Here is a 15,403-nt window from a genome sequence, read left to right as displayed (position 1 = left end):
TTTATTATTTTTATACTAATTTTTTTGTAAATATATTTTCCAATCCAAGTTTTTTAATTCTATCTTTAATTTCATTTTTATCAATTGTATACAATCCTAACTTTTTCATTCTATCAAAATATATTGAACCTGCAAAAGTGAATCTGCTCTTTCTATCCTTGTCCTCCAAGAATCTCTTATTTGAGAAATCTATAATATCACCAATAACAGTTTCATTCGGTAAGCTTAGTAACTCCTTACCTGCTGCATATCTGGCAGCATTATGCCCAGCAAGAGAACCTGTACATATTGCTTCCGTATGTCCTACAAATAAACCTGCCTTTTCTCCTCCACAGAATAAATTATCTACACCCTTTACTTTCATAGTATTATCTCTAGGAGTAATTGCCAAATATCTTATTGAATTCCCTTTGCCGCCAGCATACGGATCTATATATTTTACATGTTCTAATCCTTTAATTTTTCTTAACTTTTCCAATGGATAATAAGATGTCATTAACTTTACATGTCCTGTGTCTAATAATACTACATTCTCAGCAAATTCTTTTAAAGCATATTGTTGGCAAACTTTTATTTTTAGTTTATCTAAATTAACATCTTCTTCAGGAACCTTTAATACTACTACTCCTTTTTCCTCCAATTCATCAACTATTTCTTTATCTATACTTTCTTTGCATAGTTTACAAGAACCACTAAATGCTCCGTATACCTCATCTGCTCTTTCTCCTCTTAAATCCTCAATTCCAGCTCTTTGGCTTATGCTTATTCTTGGGCCAAATGAAGGACATCTTAAAACGCACATAGAACATCCATTTCCATATCTTAGACAATTGCCCATAGGTCCTGTTGTTCCTGTTGTTTCTATGAACACATCTCCTTCCTCATAGCTTCCATCACTTGTGTATATGCCTATAATTTTATTATTTTCTTTTTTTACATTTACAACTCTAGATATAAGCTTTAATTCTATATTCATATCTTTTAGATACTTTCTAACTTCTGCTTCTATTCTATTAACATCATATAGCCATGCATGCTCATGTCCTGGAAAATTTATATTCTTATGTCTACTATTTTTATCTGTTATATTTATTAAATCACCAGCTCCAAGTGCTATTAATTCTTCGCTAGCCGTGTATCTCCCATTATTTCTCATTATTCCGCCAACATTCCCAAGTCCTAATATCATATCAGTTTTTTCGTATAATACCACTTGAGCTCCAGCTTTTTTAGCAGTTATAGCCGCTGCACATCCTGCCCAGCCTCCGCCTATTATAATAACCTTCATATTAGTCTCCTCCCTTCAAAAATGTACTTAGGGTCAACTTGTAATTTACATAGCCTTTTAACTATATGCCCTTTAAATCTTGCCGTACACGCTCCACATACTCCTTCACCACAGCACATCTTTGCATTATTACAGCAAGAATAATTGAAGTCATCTCCTAAATACTCCATAATTTTATATATAAGAATATCAGCTCCAGAACAATGTATTAAATTAATATCATATTCATTCACCATATTTTGTAATATTTTCTTTAAATCATTTGTCAGCTCTCCGCAATCAAAAGTAGAGCATTCTATAACTTTTACATTATATAATTTAATATAATCTTCTACAAAGTTCTCATTATACTCAGCCTTGTCTAAAATCAATGTAACGTTATTTTCATTAGCACAGAGTTTTTTCATAATCGGTATCATTGGTGCTAGTCCTATAGCTCTTGCTATAATTATGGAATTTCCCTTTTTTGCATTCAGTATATGCCGCACTCCTAAAACACCATTCCAATAAGGACCCTTTACTAAAATATCTTGATTCTTATTTAATTCATCTATTTTCTTAGTTTTGGATGCAACAACTTCTATGGCTACTGTTATTGTATTATTGAGAGTATCTATGTCCATAATTGAAATTGGAGCATTAAAGTATTCTTCGCAGGAAGGATTTCTCAAAAACACGAAACTTCCAGGACACACTAAAGATTGGCTTAAATCATATGGAACTTTAATAGTAAGTATTATCAATTTATTATCAATTTTTTTCTTATCAACTATGTTGCATAGATAATGCTTTCTTCCATTTTTAGCTTTATTTCCATTCCATATATATTCCTGATATATACAAGTCCCTTTCCAGTTTATACAGTCGCAGAAAGTCTTACTATTAAGTTCCGAACATAGAATACAGTCCCCTGTTTCGGCCAAATTGCAAGGACAATATTCAGTTCCAGCATCTATACAATCAATGATCTCATATTCCATCCTAATGCCTCCTATTAACAACTATACTAATAAAATATTTTACTTGCTATCCTTTTGTTACACTATTATCTATAAAATTAAGCAGAACGGAAAATCTTCTTCCATTTATTGAGAATATAATAAAAACGCATAGAAAAAAATATAAGCCTTAATTCTACTAAGACTTATATTTTGTAGTGGTGCCGCCTATTTATAATAAAACTTCAATAGACTTAAGTTCATCTATTCGTATTTCTTTATTTAGCGCCTTTATGTTAACTTTTTCAATTTTTTTAGATGCCATAAAATATTTTATAAGCTTTAAATAATTAATACTTTCAATAGCTTTTTTAGCCTCTTCTTCATTTAGTACTTCTTTTCTATTATCCTTATAATTTAATGTTATTATCATTAAATTACCCCCACTCAATATAGTACACTATAATTTATATTATTTTATTGAGTAAAAAATACATCTAACTTACATTTTTCTAGATAATATTAACATATAAAATAAAAAAGAAGCCTTAGCTTCTTTTTAAAAAATTTTTTATAATTTCCTTAATATTTTTATGTTTTTTAGTGTCCATATTATCTTTACTCATCAATACAGTAGTTTTTATTAAACTTCCATTTTTATAAATACATAGTCTTCCAAGTGGAGTTTCAGAATCAATCTTTCGTGGTATCTTGGTTGGCTTTATGACCTTTGTTTCCAAATTTTCTTCTATTGCTACTGGAATTATCACATCTTCACTTGAAATTAACTTTATGTTTTTATTTCCATCATAAACTATATTGTCTATTATTTCTCCTTTAGCTGCAATTTGTTGAAATTTAAAATTTTGTTTAATATAATCATAAATTTTTCTTGTTTCGTCCCATCGTTTATTACTATTAAGGACTACTATAATTATATCATCCTTTTCATCATGTATAGATGAAACTAAGCACTTCCCTGCACCACCTGTATATCCTGTTTTAACTCCATTTGCATTTGGAATTTGATATAGTAGCTTATTAATATTATGATAACTTCTTGTAAATCCATATTCATTTGCATCTACGTCTTTAGAGCTTACGATTTTGTTGAAAATTTTATTTTCCTTAGCTTTTGATGTAATTAAAGCTAAGTCATATGCAGTTGAATAATGGTACTGACTATCCAGTCCATGAGGAGATTCAAAATGCGTATTAATGGCACCTATCTGCAATGCATATTCGTTCATTAATTTTAAAAATTCATTCACACTTCCGCTTATTCCTTCAGCAATGGCTATTGCAGCATCATTACCGGATCTTAACATAAGGCCATAAAGTAATTCTCTTAAGGTTATAACTTCTCCTTTTTTATATCCCACCTGAGACCCATGAATATTAGCTGCTTTCTCTGATATTTCTATTTTCATATCTAAATCTCCATATTTCAGTGCTACCAAAGAAGTCATAATTTTTGTGGTACTAGCTATTGGTATTAACATGTTAGAATTTTTTTCATAAAGCACAGTTTTAGACTTGCTGCTCATAGCTATTGCACTTCTAGCATCAACATATAAACTTTTAGATTTAGCTTCTGCTTTGTAGGGGAAAATTATATTAAATAGTATAAGTAGACATATTGTTAAACATAGTTTAGTTTTGCCTTTCATATTTAGCCACCTCCATTTACATTTATTTTTTTCATATTTTATATTAATAAATCAAGAAACTTTTTCCGGTTTACATTTTTTATTTAAATTTACATAATAAAAAATATGTAAACTAAAAAGACATTTTTTAGTTTTATAAAAAACTTATATTATCAGTAAATACTGGTAATAATAATAACTATTAAGAAACTTGGAGGAATACTTGTGATTTGGTTACTTATTGTATGCTTGGTTCTTTTTATTCCATTTCCTATATATATAACTTTTGAATATAAGGATAATAATATTATTGTTTATTTATACAAACTTAAAATATATGATTTCAAAAAATTTCATAAAAAGTCAACAGATATTAATAATGATTTTCATCCTAAAAGTTTTTATATAAATATCATTAAAAAATTGCACAATAAATTTTTTAATAATATTATATTTAAACCTTCCCTAAATTTGTATATAGATTTATGCTATGGCGTAGAAGATGCCTTTATAACAGCACTTTTATATGGAATACTTCAAAGCATATCTAGTATCGTATATAATTTAATATCTCACATATTTAGAATAAAAAAGTTTAAATCAAATGTTAAACCAATTTTCAATAAAGTAATTTTAAGCTTTACAATAAAAAGTATAATTTTTATAAGTTTAGTTAAAATTATCTATATAGCTATAACGGTACTTATATATGCAAAGAAAGAAAGTAAACTTTATTTAAATCCTAAGGAGGTAAGCTGAATGGAATCACATCCTATTGAAAGTTTAATGAAAAGTACACTTGAAAATTTAAAAGATATGATAGATATCAATACTGTTGTAGGCGATCCTATAAAATCTGCTGATGGAACTACTATAATTCCTATCTCTAGAGTATCATTGGGATTCGTATCTGGAGGAAGCGAATTCTACTCAATAAAAACAAAAGAAGACCATGAAAATTACCCTTTTGGTGGAGGATCTGGTTCAGGGGTTTCTGTAAAACCTGTAGCATTTTTAATTATAAAGGATGATTTAATAAGATTGCTTCCTGTCGATCAAAATAACATAAATATTTTTGATAGAGTACTAGATCAAATACCTCAGTTTATTGATATGTTTAAAAAGACAACCAAAGCTGATAAGGAATGTAAAGACACTGAAGAGGAAGAATAGTAATATCATTCTTCCTCTTCAGCATCCTGAATGAACTCATCTAATGAGGGCATTTGCTCCAAATCTTGTAATCCAAAGTATCTTAAGAATTCATCTGTTGTTCCATACATTATTGGTCTTCCCAAAACATGCTTTCTTCCAGATTCTTTTATCAAATTTCTCTCTAGCAGTGTTTGAATTGCTTTATCGCTTTTAACACCCCTAATTTCATCAATTTCTACCCTCGTAATAGGCTGTCTATATACTATTATCGCTAAAGTTTCTAAGGCAGCTCTTGATAAGGATTGTCTACTATTAGTTTTTAATAACTTTTGTATAAAATCACTATTTTCTGACTTAGTAACAAGAGTATATTCATCATTCATATTGATTAATAATATTCCTCTTTCTTCCTTCTCGTATTCTTCTCTTAATTCTTGTAATAATTTATATGTATATTCTATATCACACTCTAATATATAAGCTATTTCCTTAATATTCATAGCCTCTCCACTTACAAATAATATTGATTCTATTATTGAAAAGTATCTTTTTTTCATAGATACCTCATTCATCTCTAATTGATCTCCACCTTTAATCTTCATTGCCTTTTATCTCCTCTATATATATTTCTTTAAAGTTATATTCCTGTACTACTGATACCATTCTTAATTTTATTAATTCTAATAATGCTAAAAATGATACAATTATTTCAATCTTACTATCACATTCATCTATAACTTTTGAAAAAATTATTCTTTTTTCTTTATAAATTCTTTTGCTCAATTCTTCAATCTTATCTTCAACTTTAAATCTATCTATAGGAATTTCCCTTTCTACCGTATTTCCTATATTCATTTTATTATTATAAATAGTCATTAAATTATTATATATATTAAATAATTTAAGTATAGTAATACCTTGCAATAATTCTTCGGCATTATAATTTGCTTTCTTATCTTCAATAATCTCAGGCTTTTTGGAAAACATAATCTTAGAAGTTTTTTCTTTTTCTCTAAGCCAACCTGCAACTTGCTTAAACTTTTTATATTCTATAAGTTTATCCATTAAATGTTTTCTAGGATCTTCTTCTTCCATGTCTTCACTATCTACATTCTCCTTAGGAAGAAGCATTTTTGACTTTATTTCTAAAAGAGTGGCTGCTATGACAATAAATTCAGAAGTTACTTCAAGATCCATCTCTTTCATATTATTAATATAATCTAGGTATTGAGTCGTAATATCATATATTCTTATATCATATATATCCATTTTATTCTTTTTTATTAAATGTAATAATAAGTCAAAAGGTCCTTCAAAATTTTCAATTTTTATGTTTATTGACATTTAAGTATCTCTCCTAGTTTTGTATGTAAATATTGTTTCTCATTAAGTATACCAGTATTCAATTTTAAAGATAACAAGCGTTCAAGTATTTCTTTATATTGCTCACTTTTTTTCACTCCTAAATTTATTAAATCCTTACCAGTTACATTTAATGATATATTCTTCATGTTTTTTATATAGTTAAGTATTAAATATTTATATGACTTATTAAAACTTATTAATTTTATATCAATATCGCTCATCCTGCTTAATACATTATAAATATTGAAATTGCTGACATCACTATGGAGTAATTTATCTAATTTATAGGTTAGATTTTCAAAATCTCTAAAAGCAGATTTTAACTCTTTTTTTAATACTGAATTATTAATAAGTAGTTGCCTATGATTTACACTCTTCATAGAAATAAATAGATTTATTACTCTGTCATCTATAGATATATGATTATAAATCTTTTTCACTCTGTTAAATAAATTAAGGTCTATTTCAAATATTCCTAGTTCATTATACATTAATATATTTTTTATCCAGTTTGTTTCGCTGCATGTCATTAAAATTTCCCTTACAATTCTATCTGAACTTATAGTATTAAAAACCTGCGCCTCTATACATTTTCCTATTTCATATATATCATTTATATAAAAGTTATACCTATTAGCATATTTTATAGCTCGAAATATACGAGTTGGATCTTCACTATAGCTATTTACATGCACTTTCTTAACTATTCTACTTCTTAAATCTGCTATGCCATTATAAGGGTCTATGATTTTATCATTTGTTATATCGTATCCTATAGCATTTATAGTAAAGTCTCTTCTATACAAATCGTCATAAATATTTGATGGTATTATATTAGGCAAAGCTCCTGGAAACTCATATTCTTCCTTTCTACATCTTATTAAATCCACTATAACTCCATTTTTAAATGTTATGGTGCTGGTTTGAAATTTTTCATAATACTTATATTCTTTTATAGAATCAATTCCCTTTATAATACTAATAGGATTGCATTCTATACATATATCTATATCCTTTGGTTTCTTATTCAGCAAAAAATCTCTTACTACTCCACCCACTAAATAAGCTTTTGTGTTATATTTTAGACACTCTTTTTTTATTAAATTTATTATAGTTAGTTCATTATAGTTAAAATGAGATAATATATTCATAAGTTTTACCTCTATCTTTATAATATAAATTTATATTATAATACTACAAACAAAAAGTCCACATTCCTTAACGCTGTGGACTTTTTAATATCTATATTGCATTATCAAATAAGTTCATAAGATTGTATTTTACACTATCTAGCACGTTGTAAGTTTTAACATCCCTATCGCTATAAACTGGCACCTTATTATAAAGTTTGCCATTTACGTATACTTCACAATATCCTATAACTTCGTATTTCTTATATTCTTTTTTATTAGCGTTTAATACGACTTTAGTTTCTATTTTATTATCTATTCCTCTCTCTAATACTAATACTAAATCTTCTTTAGCTTTAGCAAAAAAGAACTTATTGCCTTTCTTATTTAAATTTACTTTTTGTATATCACTATCTTTAGCTAAAACCTTCTTAGATTCAAATTTAGAAAATCCATAATTCATTAGCATACTTGCATCACGATTTCTTATTTTATAAGTAGGAGCACCCATTATCACAGCTAACATCCTAATGTTGTTTCTTGTAGCCGTAGCCGATATACAATACTTTGCTTCACTTGTAAATCCAGTTTTCAATCCGTCACATCCCTTGTAAAATCTTACTAGCTTATTATGATTTACAAGTTCAATAGGTTGTTTTCTACCTTCTGATATGGTTTCTATATATGTTCCCGTATATTTTAGTATATTATCATGCTTTAATAATTCACGAGACATTGTTGCTATGTCATAAGCGCTGCTTAAGTGCCCCTCTGTAGAAAGTCCATGACAATTTTTAAAAGTTGTATCATTCATACCTAACTCTTTAGCTCTATTATTCATCATGTTTACAAAAGCAGCTTCACTTCCAGCTATATATTCTGCTAATGCCACTGCTGCGTCGTTTCCCGAAGCTATGGCAACGCCTTTTATTAATTCTTCCACTGTTCTAACTTCTCCTGTATCTAAAAGCATACTACTGCTGCCATTACCCCCAGCTTTTTTAGCATTTTCACTTACTATAACTTTGTCAGACATTTTTATTTTCCCAGAATCTACAGCTTCCATAGTTAAAAGCATAGTCATTATTTTTGTTACAGATGCTGGTGCAAATTTTTCGTGTATGTTCTTTTCAAATATAATTTTACCAGTAGATGGTTCCATTAGAAGCCCTGATCTTGCTTCTATATCAAGCCCTCCTTCTCCTTCTCCTTCTACTTCTATTGCTTTTGTATTTATGGTAAAAATATGACTAATGAAAGATATTAATAAAATTATACATATTAATAATTTGTTCTTAATCTTCATAATTATCCCCTTTCTAGTTACCTATAGATTTATAATTTTAGTTTTACCAATTTAAATAAGATTATCACAGTATTTATTATTTGAAATAAAAAAGCACATCTTAAGCATTTAAGCTCTAGGATGTGCTTTTTTATAAACATCAGCTATTTTATTTTGTTTATATACACTAGCATAAATTTGAGTAGTAGCCATAGTATTATGACCTAAAAGTTCTTGGACTATTTTTATATCAGCACCATTTTGAAGAAGATGTACTGCAAAAGAATGTCTTAGAGTGTATGAGTTAATTTTCTTATTGATCTTAGCTTTTTTTGCATAAGCTCTTACTATCTTCCAAAAACCTTGTCTAGTCATTTTCCCACCTCTTATATTAGAAAACAGCAATTCTGAATTATCCGTATAGAGTTTGTCCCTAATTTTTATATAATTCTTTATGCACTCTACTGCATAATTCCCTATTGGTATAATTCGCTCTTTGTTGCTGTTTTTTTTGCATCTAATATAAGATAATTTTAAATTTACATCAAATACAGTTAAATTTAGTAATTCTGATACTTTAATACCTGTAGCATACATAAGTTCTAGCATTGCTTTATCTCGTATGCCCTTATAATCGGTACAATTGGGAGTAGCTAAAAACCTATCTACTTCATCTACAGTAAGAATTTCAGGAAAAATTCTTTTATTTTTAGGTATCTGATAATTAAAAAATGGAGTTTCGTTGATCTTTCCTATGTTTACTAAATGCTTATAAAAGCTTCGTATTGCTACTAAATTTCTTATAATTGAGCTGTTAGCTTTACCCTGCCTTTTTAATACTTGCACATAAGACATTATAGCTAAAGTGTCTATCTTCAAAACATCATCATTTCTATCATTTAAAAATGATAGAAACTTAGAAACATCTCTTCTATATGCATCAATAGTATTGCTGCTCAATTTGTTTTTTTTCATTTTTTCAATAAATTCTGTCAAGTAAATATTATTATTCATATTATATCTCCAGCTTATATAATGATTAGTAACTGTATCATAATTTAAAGAATGTATTAACCATATAAGTATATTTATATAATATAATCTCATATACACTTAAAACATTAAACACAAAGGTAATATCTCTATATCTATTAAACTCAATAATAAATTTACATAATATGAAATCAATTATTTTAGGAATAAGTATTCCAAGCGTAAAAATTATAAGATAGCACTTTAATAGCAGCACAAGAAATCTATAGGCTAGTATATATTTATTAGCATTCATATTATAAAATTTACTCCACTATATGCTATAAATTTTAATATGTTTGGAGATATATATCCTTCAATAATAAAACCTACAAACATAAACACAGTTATAAAAATGAATAATGTAGAGTATGCTGCTATCTGGGTTAAATTTCCGCCCTTATTTATGGTTTTGGCAGAAATATTTTTTAAAAGCATTAAAGAAAACTCTATTGCAAGTACTGATGAAACAATAATGCATGGTATATAAACAATGTTTTGAGGAAAAACAATAAGTAAGTCTATTAGAATTCCTTTGCTACCTAACCCATTTATGAATAGACTAGATGTGAAACCTATGGTAAATCCCTTAAATAAATCAATAATTAATATTATAGGTGTTCCCAATATAGTAAGCCCTAAAAACCATATGGCTAAAATAATAATCATATTATTTTTAATAGCCTCAATAAAAACATATCTTCTACTTACTTGAGCTCCATTAATTGTTTCACAAAGATTTCTAAAATAAGTTATAAGGTTAGATTTTTCTACGCTGCCCATATATTTAACAGAATACATTCCAATTACTATACCTATACATAAAAACAGTACAGTAATTAAATATAAGATTAAATTTTCACTTATATGATTTATTAACTTATATGAAGTCTTATTGTCTTTCACTCTATACTCCTCCTTTTGTTAATCATCTTTTTTATGTTTATGATTACAAAAGAAGTTATATGCATAAATAGTTTTTTAGATAAGATTTATATACTAGCTAACTTTATTTTTTAACCTTAATTTATCTGCAACCATAGCTATAAATTCACTATTTGTTGGCTTACCTTTTCCATTATGTATCGTATATCCAAATATTCTATTTATAGTTTCAACTTGTCCTCGTGACCATGCAACCTCTATAGCATGTCTTATAGCTCTTTCTACTCGGCTTGCAGTAGTATTATATTTCTTAGCTATTGATGGATATAGTTCTTTTGTAACAGCTGACAAAAGTTCAACATCATTAACAACCATACTAATAGCTTCTCTAAGATACATATATCCTTTTATATGCGCTGGTACACCTATTTCATGTATTATATTTGTTATTTCAGATTCTAAGTCTAGTGGTTCATTCCTTCTAACATTTATCTCCTCTGTTTCTATTAAAGAGACTGTCTTTCTAGTTTGTTCTCCCGATATTGTGTTATTAAACATTTGTCTAATTCTCTTAGTAAACACATCCATATCGAACGGCTTTACCACATAGTAATCTGCACCAAGAGTAATTGCTCTTTGAGTAATCTTATCTTGTCCCACTGCTGATAATACAATTATTCTTGGCAAAGGATCAATATTCATAGCATTTAGCCTTTCTAAAACTCCTAGTCCATCTAAATGCGGCATAATTATGTCAAGAACAACTAAGTCAGGTCTTTTTTCTTGAATTAACTTTAAAGCTTCAATACCATCTTTTGCAACCCCTGTTACAACAATATCCCTTTGATTTAGTAAATAATCATTAAGAATATTACAAAATTCTTTATTATCATCTGCGATTACTACACTTATTTTATTATTTTCCATATATATCTCTCCTCCACAATTTCATTCCATTTGCTAACAAATTATTTATTCGACAAAAGAATAATATTTCCTTCTTATTTAGAAATTTTTTCTAAAATTAGGATAAAATAATAAAATAAAAGATAGCTCGTGCTATCTCTTATTTTACTATTATATATAATTAATTACTAGATTATTTTGCTAAAATATCAGCATCTTTAAGCATCCATTCTATATATATTCCATACCCTACATCTGGTCGGTTAATTAAAACATGGGTAACTGCTCCAACTAGCTTATTATCTTGAATTATCGGACTTCCACTCATACCTTGAACAATACCGCCGGTTTTCTTTAAAAGTTCTTCATCTGTTACCTTTATTACCATACTCTTTGGACCTGGATTATCTTGAGACAATAATTTTTCAATTTTAATATCATATAATTTAGGCTCTGATCCATCTATTGTGGTTAATATTTTAGCTGGGCCTTCTTTTATTTCATTTCTTAGCGCAATTTTTATAGGTTTATTACATTTACTAGAAATTAATTTCTCATTTCCATTACCATATATTCCACATAAAGTATTTTTATTTACGTTTCCTAAGTTTTCTTCTTCATTTATAAATATGCCTCTAAGCTCTCCTGGGCTTCCCTTTTCTCCTTTTCTTATGGAAATAATAGAAGATTCAACAATTTCTCCTTTATTAATTTTTAATATTGTACCAGTATCAACATCTGTTATAGGATGACCAAGTGCAGCAAATTTTTTACTTTTACTGTCATAGAATGTTAATGTTCCTACCCCAGAAGTGGAATCTCTTACCCATAAACCAATTTTATATACATTATCTGTTTTATCCTTTACAGGTTTCACTTTCTTTTCTAAAATATTACTATTTCTTTCTACCATAATATTTAACTCTCTATTTTTATTTGAATTTATTTCTTCAATAAGCTCTTCAGAACTATTTATAGATACTCCATTAACTTTTGTTATTATATCCCCTACCTGTATACCACTCTCTGCTGAAGGGCTCATTATTTTCCCTTTTATGCCTTCTACATCTGAAAGAGCTACGACTAAAACGCCTTTAGTATTTAATTTTACTCCTACTGGCGTTCCACCAGGATATACATAAACTTCCGGCACGGATCTTACAGAAACTGACTTAATTGGAACTATACCTAATAAGCTTACATTTACTACTTCATCTCCAACTTTTGATTTTTCAATATTAAAATCGGTTTTATTTAACTTTATAATATAATTGGATTTTAATTCCTGACCTTCTCTTAAAAAAATTGTGCTTGGTATACTTTGAGTTTTAAAATATAAAAGCATAACTAAAATCATTATAGGAATCAAACTCCAGCATATTATGCATTTTTTTTTGTTTTTCATTTTTATACCTCCTGCATAACATACTTTATTCAAGTTTAATTTGCCCTTTTAGATTTTAATTATGCTAATGTATACTTGTATACAGAGTAATACTTTAATAAAGAAACAAATATATGAAATTAATTTAAAAAAAACGAAAAAATAATTCATAATCATATACTGATTATGAATTATTTTTATGTAGAACCAATTCCTTTTTTCGATTATAGGCAAGATTAACCATTTCTTTAGAATTTTTTAATGTAAGTTCGGTAATTTCTGAACCTCCTATCATTCTTGCTATTTCATATTCTTTTTGTAAGCTATCTATTTCTTTTATACTAGTAAAAGTCTTTTCATTTACTACATCCTTAGAAACTAAAAAATGAGCATCTGACATACTTGCAATTTGAGGTAGATGAGTCACACAAAATACTTGATGTGCATTAGAAATCAAATACATCTTCTCAGCAACTCTTTGAGCTATTCTTCCACTAATTCCAGTATCTATTTCATCAAATATAACGGATGGAATTTCATCTTTATCTACAAAAACAGTCTTTAGGCTTAACATTACTCTAGATAGTTCTCCTCCTGAAACTACCTTATCTAAAGCTTTTAAAGGTTCTCCTGGATTAGTTGATATCAAAAACTGAACTTTATCACATCCATTATTATAGAATTCATCTTGGAAATCAATTTTAATTCTCAATATGCTCTTTTCAAGCCCGACATAGTCTAATTCTTTTTTTATTCTTTTTTCTAATACTTTACCAATATCTACTCGTATATTATGTATTTCTTTTCCGCAGCACGCTAATTCTTGAATAGTTTCAATTCGTTCTTTTTTCAATTCTTCAATAATTTTTTCACTATTTATTATGTCATCATATTGCTTTTCTATTTTTTTCTTATATTCTATAATATCTTCTATAGTATTTCCATATTTTCTTTTTAGGGAGTCTATTTGAAATATTCTGCTGTTCACAAATTCTAGTTCATTTTTATCATAAGTTATAGATTCCTGCATATTTCTAATTTCGGATATGGTTTGTTCTATATTAAAATAAGTCTCTTCAACAGAATTTGTTATAGTCTTCAATTTATCCATATGTTTATCAATAGTTTTAAGTTCACGAATAACTCTACTTAAGCAATCATAAACGGATATAAAAGTATCATTACTATTATATAAAATATTGTAGCTATTTAATAATGCATTATTTATTTTTTCAGCATTATTTAATATAGCATATCTTTCCTCTAATTCTTTATCTTCACCTATTCTTAGTTTAGCATTATTTATTTCTTCTATTTGATATTTAAGAAAGTCACTTAACTTTTCCTTTTCTCCATCTTGTGATCTTAATTGTTTTATTTTTTTATCTATATCTAATAATTTCTTATATTTTTCACCATACTGCTTCAAAATATTATTTAACTTATCATCACCAAATTTATCTAAATAATTTATATGAGTAACAGAATCTAATAATTCTTGGTTTTCATGTTGTCCATGAATATTTATAAGAGTATTAGCTATCTTTTTTATGTTAGATAGTAATATTGATTTGCCGTTAACTTTAACTATGCTTTTACCTGACTTAAAAGTTTCCCTACTTATAATCAATAAGTCATTGTATTCGATTTCCATTTCATTCATAATTTTTTTTGTATTACTGTTCACAATATCAAAAATAGCCTCTACAAAAGTTCTGTTCTCACCTGTTCTTATTAGACTTTTATTAAATTTATCTCCAAGAACATAATTTATTGCATCTATTAATATAGATTTACCTGCACCTGTTTCTCCAGTTAAAACATTAAAGCCTTTTTCAAAATTTATAGTTAAATCTTCGATTAGTGCAAAATTTTTAATATTTAATTGAAGAAGCATATCACCCCTCCTACTCCTAAGCAAGCATTCTTCTTAGCTTTTTTACTATATCTTGAGCCTTATCTTCACTTGTAGCTAAAATAAATATAGTATTGTCTCCTGCTATAGTTCCGGCAATTCCTTGAAAGTTCATAGAGTCTATAGCTTCCGCAGCTGCTGAACCTGAACCAGATAAAGTTTTTACAACTACAAAATTTTGAACATTTTCAACACTAATCACTGTATTAGCAAATATTTTCACTAATTTATCAGACAAAAATCCATCGCTTTGAGATATAGTAGCATATTTATATTTACCGTCTTTTGATAAAACTTTAATAAGCTTTAATTCCTTTATATCTCTTGATACCGTTGCCTGTGTTACATCCATACCGCTCTTTTTTAATTCTTCAGCTAATTCCTCTTGTGTCTCTATGTCTTTCGTATTTATAATCTCTAAAATTCTGGCGTGACGTTGAATTTTCATTTTTCATCTCCCTAATTCATAAA

General features: G+C 27.7%; 16 protein-coding genes. 2 read left to right on the top strand and 14 right to left on the bottom strand.

Going from position 1 to position 15,403, the window contains the following annotated elements; genetic code table 11:
• Positions 1-10: 10 nt before the first annotated feature.
• The 4 genes from ACFWTK_RS02010 to ACFWTK_RS01995 form a co-directional block, all read right to left on the bottom strand.
• Complete coding sequence (locus ACFWTK_RS02010; protein ID WP_415874474.1) at positions 11-1,288, bottom strand: FAD-dependent oxidoreductase; 1,278 nt, start codon at positions 1,286-1,288, stop codon at positions 11-13.
• Positions 1,285-2,268: a sulfide/dihydroorotate dehydrogenase-like FAD/NAD-binding protein gene (locus tag ACFWTK_RS02005; RefSeq protein ID WP_415874473.1), complete on the bottom strand. Its 984-nt coding sequence runs from the start codon at positions 2,266-2,268 to the stop codon at positions 1,285-1,287. The genes ACFWTK_RS02010 and ACFWTK_RS02005 overlap by 4 nt, the downstream gene beginning before the upstream one ends.
• A gap of 190 nt (positions 2,269-2,458) precedes the next feature.
• Positions 2,459-2,659: a hypothetical protein gene (locus tag ACFWTK_RS02000; RefSeq protein WP_061857407.1), complete on the bottom strand. Its 201-nt coding sequence runs from the start codon at positions 2,657-2,659 to the stop codon at positions 2,459-2,461.
• Between the two features lie 115 nt (positions 2,660-2,774).
• Positions 2,775-3,896, bottom strand: coding sequence for a D-alanyl-D-alanine carboxypeptidase (locus ACFWTK_RS01995; protein ID WP_415874472.1), 1,122 nt, complete (start codon positions 3,894-3,896; stop codon positions 2,775-2,777).
• Positions 3,897-4,100: 204 nt separating this feature from the next.
• On the opposite strand from ACFWTK_RS01995, the gene ACFWTK_RS01990 reads away from it, so the two are divergent.
• The gene (locus ACFWTK_RS01990) at positions 4,101-4,634 is read left to right on the top strand and encodes a DUF2953 domain-containing protein (protein WP_415874471.1); all 534 of its coding nucleotides are present in this window, start codon (positions 4,101-4,103) and stop codon (positions 4,632-4,634) included.
• Entirely contained in the window at positions 4,635-5,048 is a 414-nt protein-coding gene (ytfJ, locus tag ACFWTK_RS01985) for a GerW family sporulation protein (protein WP_415874470.1), read from the top strand.
• 5 nt (positions 5,049-5,053) lie between these two features.
• Here the strand turns inward: ytfJ and scpB are convergent, their stop codons facing one another.
• The 10 genes from scpB to ACFWTK_RS01935 form a co-directional block, all read right to left on the bottom strand.
• On the bottom strand, positions 5,054-5,632 hold the full coding sequence (gene scpB, locus ACFWTK_RS01980) for an SMC-Scp complex subunit ScpB (protein ID WP_415874469.1): 579 nt from the start codon (positions 5,630-5,632) through the stop codon (positions 5,054-5,056).
• Positions 5,622-6,374: a segregation/condensation protein A gene (locus ACFWTK_RS01975; RefSeq protein WP_415874468.1), complete on the bottom strand. Its 753-nt coding sequence runs from the start codon at positions 6,372-6,374 to the stop codon at positions 5,622-5,624. Before ACFWTK_RS01975 ends, scpB begins: the two co-directional genes overlap by 11 nt.
• Positions 6,365-7,546: a CCA tRNA nucleotidyltransferase gene (locus ACFWTK_RS01970; RefSeq protein WP_415874467.1), complete on the bottom strand. Its 1,182-nt coding sequence runs from the start codon at positions 7,544-7,546 to the stop codon at positions 6,365-6,367. The genes ACFWTK_RS01975 and ACFWTK_RS01970 overlap by 10 nt, the downstream gene beginning before the upstream one ends.
• A 91-nt stretch (positions 7,547-7,637) precedes the next feature.
• Positions 7,638-8,831 carry a D-alanyl-D-alanine carboxypeptidase family protein gene (locus ACFWTK_RS01965; protein ID WP_415874466.1) on the bottom strand — a complete coding sequence of 398 codons (1,194 nt, stop codon included), beginning with the start codon at positions 8,829-8,831 and terminating at the stop codon, positions 7,638-7,640.
• Between the two features lie 108 nt (positions 8,832-8,939).
• Positions 8,940-9,824 (bottom strand): site-specific tyrosine recombinase XerD, encoded by an 885-nt coding sequence (gene xerD, locus ACFWTK_RS01960; protein WP_415874465.1) that lies wholly within the window; start codon positions 9,822-9,824, stop codon positions 8,940-8,942.
• Between the two features lie 270 nt (positions 9,825-10,094).
• Positions 10,095-10,748: a stage II sporulation protein M gene (gene spoIIM, locus ACFWTK_RS01955; protein ID WP_415874464.1), complete on the bottom strand. Its 654-nt coding sequence runs from the start codon at positions 10,746-10,748 to the stop codon at positions 10,095-10,097.
• Positions 10,749-10,841: 93 nt separating this feature from the next.
• Positions 10,842-11,654 carry a sporulation transcription factor Spo0A gene (gene spo0A, locus ACFWTK_RS01950; RefSeq protein WP_415874463.1) on the bottom strand — a complete coding sequence of 271 codons (813 nt, stop codon included), beginning with the start codon at positions 11,652-11,654 and terminating at the stop codon, positions 10,842-10,844.
• A 172-nt stretch (positions 11,655-11,826) separates the two neighbouring features.
• A complete protein-coding gene (gene spoIVB, locus ACFWTK_RS01945) occupies positions 11,827-13,038 on the bottom strand; it encodes a SpoIVB peptidase (RefSeq protein WP_415874462.1) in 1,212 nt (403 codons plus the stop codon).
• Positions 13,039-13,201: 163 nt separating this feature from the next.
• Positions 13,202-14,914, bottom strand: coding sequence for a DNA repair protein RecN (gene recN, locus ACFWTK_RS01940; RefSeq protein WP_415874461.1), 1,713 nt, complete (start codon positions 14,912-14,914; stop codon positions 13,202-13,204).
• A gap of 16 nt (positions 14,915-14,930) precedes the next feature.
• Complete coding sequence (locus ACFWTK_RS01935) at positions 14,931-15,380, bottom strand: arginine repressor (protein ID WP_415874460.1); 450 nt, start codon at positions 15,378-15,380, stop codon at positions 14,931-14,933.
• Between the last annotated feature and the right edge of the window lie 23 nt (positions 15,381-15,403).

The organism is Clostridium sp., assembly GCF_047777555.1.
Classification (GTDB): domain Bacteria; phylum Bacillota; class Clostridia; order Clostridiales; family Clostridiaceae; genus Clostridium_H.
Note: the sequence above shows the minus strand (reverse complement) of the source record. Positions and strands in the feature narration are given on the sequence as shown.

Excerpts from the sequence above, each read along its gene's own strand:
- ACFWTK_RS02010 (WP_415874474.1), bottom strand. The coding sequence starts at position 1,288 with ATGAAGGTTATTATAATAGGCGGAGGCTGGGCAGGATGTGCAGCGGCT.
- ACFWTK_RS02005 (WP_415874473.1), bottom strand. The coding sequence starts at position 2,268 with ATGGAATATGAGATCATTGATTGTATAGATGCTGGAACTGAATATTGT.
- ACFWTK_RS02000 (WP_061857407.1), bottom strand. The coding sequence starts at position 2,659 with ATGATAATAACATTAAATTATAAGGATAATAGAAAAGAAGTACTAAAT.
- ACFWTK_RS01995 (WP_415874472.1), bottom strand. The coding sequence starts at position 3,896 with ATGAAAGGCAAAACTAAACTATGTTTAACAATATGTCTACTTATACTA.
- ytfJ (WP_415874470.1), top strand. The coding sequence starts at position 4,635 with ATGGAATCACATCCTATTGAAAGTTTAATGAAAAGTACACTTGAAAAT.
- scpB (WP_415874469.1), bottom strand. The coding sequence starts at position 5,632 with ATGAAGATTAAAGGTGGAGATCAATTAGAGATGAATGAGGTATCTATG.
- ACFWTK_RS01975 (WP_415874468.1), bottom strand. The coding sequence starts at position 6,374 with ATGTCAATAAACATAAAAATTGAAAATTTTGAAGGACCTTTTGACTTA.
- ACFWTK_RS01970 (WP_415874467.1), bottom strand. The coding sequence starts at position 7,546 with ATGAATATATTATCTCATTTTAACTATAATGAACTAACTATAATAAAT.
- ACFWTK_RS01965 (WP_415874466.1), bottom strand. The coding sequence starts at position 8,831 with ATGAAGATTAAGAACAAATTATTAATATGTATAATTTTATTAATATCT.
- xerD (WP_415874465.1), bottom strand. The coding sequence starts at position 9,824 with ATGAATAATAATATTTACTTGACAGAATTTATTGAAAAAATGAAAAAA.
- spo0A (WP_415874463.1), bottom strand. The coding sequence starts at position 11,654 with ATGGAAAATAATAAAATAAGTGTAGTAATCGCAGATGATAATAAAGAA.
- spoIVB (WP_415874462.1), bottom strand. The coding sequence starts at position 13,038 with ATGAAAAACAAAAAAAAATGCATAATATGCTGGAGTTTGATTCCTATA.
- recN (WP_415874461.1), bottom strand. The coding sequence starts at position 14,914 with ATGCTTCTTCAATTAAATATTAAAAATTTTGCACTAATCGAAGATTTA.
- ACFWTK_RS01935 (WP_415874460.1), bottom strand. The coding sequence starts at position 15,380 with ATGAAAATTCAACGTCACGCCAGAATTTTAGAGATTATAAATACGAAA.